General features: G+C 62.1%; 3 protein-coding genes. All 3 read right to left on the bottom strand.

Features of this window, described 5'->3' with window-relative positions:
* Positions 1–734: formate/nitrite transporter family protein (locus AC1D0Z_RS19855; RefSeq protein ID WP_477659895.1), on the bottom strand; the 734-nt coding region annotated here is incomplete at its 3' end.
* Between the two features lie 311 nt (positions 735–1,045).
* A complete protein-coding gene (locus AC1D0Z_RS19850) occupies positions 1,046–1,963 on the bottom strand; it encodes a ketopantoate reductase family protein (protein ID WP_477659894.1) in 918 nt (305 codons plus the stop codon).
* A 112-nt stretch (positions 1,964–2,075) separates the two neighbouring features.
* Positions 2,076–2,309 (bottom strand): LysR substrate-binding domain-containing protein (locus AC1D0Z_RS19845; protein ID WP_477659893.1); only part of this gene is annotated, 234 nt, incomplete at its 5' end.

Here is a 2,309-nt window from a genome sequence, read left to right as displayed (position 1 = left end):
AGGTTGCCCAGCACCGTCGGGATTTCGTTCCAGATCAGGTAGTCCATGATGGTGAAGTGCGCGCCCAGCAACAGGCCGGACGGGAACAGGAACATGTTCACGATGGAGTGCTCGAACACCATGTAGAAGAACAGCATGATGGGCATCCACATCGCGATCACCTTGCCGCTGACCTGGGTGGAGATCATCGCGCCCACCACACCGGCCGACACCATCCAGTTGCACAGCATGCCGCGTACAAACAAGGTGAGCATGCCGTTGGCGCCGTACTTCTGGTAGCCCAGCGTGCGGTTCTCGCCCACAACGCCAATGGCCTTGCCTACCGCGTTGGGCTCGGTCGAAAAACCGTTGGTGACGTAAATCGCCATCATCACAGCCACCGTGAAGGCGCCCAGGAAGTTGCCGACAAAGACCAGACCCCAGTTGCGCAGCACGCCCTTGAGCGTGACACCCGGTCGCTTGTCGATCAGCGCCAGCGGGCACAGCACGAACACACCCGTCAGCAAGTCAAAGCCGAACAGGTACAACATGACGAAACCCACCGGGAACAGCACGGCGCCCAGCAGGGGCTGGCCGGTCTGTACGTTGATGGTGACGGCGAACCAGGCCGCCAGCGCCAGGATGGCGCCGGCCATGTAGGCCCGGATCACGGTGTCGCGGGTAGACATGAAGATTTTGGATTCACCCGCATCCACCATCTTGGTCACAAATTCCGAAGGCACTAGATAAGCCATACGATCCCTCTAAATCCTGTTTTGCCAAAAAAAAATCCACTTCGAGATCTTCAAAAAGATTGAAGACCGAAGTGGACGCCGTTATCCATTCAGATCGATGGGCACCGCGAAGCTCGCGTTACCCCTGCGCAGGCCTTCATCAGCCTGACCTGAGGAATGGAAGCACATACCGTGCCGCTAACAAAACACGGCAAATCCCGGTTTGCCGGCGCTTTACGGCCGTTTAAGCACTGCGAAGGCGTATGGCTCGCCCCAAATTTGTGCATTGCCGTGGCGGCAGGCAACTATTGGTGCCCGCCATCACGGTCGCTTTAGTTGCCCAGGGAGGACTTGCCTTCCATCAACTTCACCAGCGCCCAAAGCACCCGGTTGGCTGGCGTTGCAACCCCGAGTGCCTCACCGCGCCTGACAACCAGCCCGTTGAGGTAGTCGATCTCGGTGGGTTTGCCGCGCGCCAGGTCTTGGGCGGTGGATGAAAACTGGTTGGGCATGCTGCCGGCCAGCTTGTCCACGGCCAGGTGCATGTCGCCCTGCACCTGCACACCTTCGGCTTCAGCCACGGCCAGGCATTCGGCCACCACGTCGCGCATGACGTCTTTCACGCCCTCGCCCTGCACGGTTTTGCCGTAGGGCAGCTGCGCGATGGCCGAGACGGCGTTGTAGGCGCAGTTGAGGATCAGCTTGGCCCACAGTGCGCCGCGCACGTTGCCGGAGATTTCAACCGGCACATCAGCCGCGATGAAGGCCTGGGCCACGGCTTCGCTCCGGCTCGCGGGCTCAATCACCAGTTCACCCCGGCCGTGGTGCCTGACGTGGCCGGGGCCGGCCATTTCGGTGGCGACGTACACCACGGCAGCCGCCACTGCGTACTGCGGCAGCACGGTGCGCAGGCGGTCGGCGTTGTCGACGCCGTTTTGCAGGCACAGCACCAGCGTACCGGGCGCCAGGTGCGGCCGGATCAATGCACCGGCAGCTTCGGTGTCGGTGGATTTCACGCAGAACAGCACCAGGTCGGCGCCCTGCACGGCGGTGGGTTCGCTGCTGGCGGCCAGGCGCACGTGCTCATCGAAAGTGCGGGTTTCCATATGCAGGCCGTCACTCTGGACGGCATCGACATGCCGGGGCCTGGCGATCAGTGTCACGTCGTGCCCCGCACGGGCCAGCATGCCGCCGTAATAACAACCAACGGCGCCTGCGCCCATCACGGCGACTTTGAGGGATTGGGTCATGGGGTCTTGCTTTCAGTGCGATGCAGATACAGAAACGGAACGAAAAAAGGAATTGTGGGTGAAGTCTGCCGCCCCTGCAGGCGACCGGGCCTCTTGGCAAACTGTGCCCGGTCTACACAGGGCCGCCGGCAAAGCGCCGGGCCAGTTGGGCATGCTCGAAGGCCTCGACCACAAAGTCGATGAACACGCGGGTTTTGGCAGGCATCTGGCTGCGCGTGGCGTAGTAGATCGAGATCGCACCGGCATCGACATACCACTGCGGCAGCACCCTGACGAGGTCACCGCGTTCCAGCGCGGGCAGTACATCAGGCACGCCTACAAGCGCCACGCCCAGGCCCAGGAGCGC

It is taken from the genome of Polaromonas sp. P1_E3, assembly GCF_056405935.1.
This window is presented reverse-complemented; position numbering and strand designations above follow the sequence as displayed.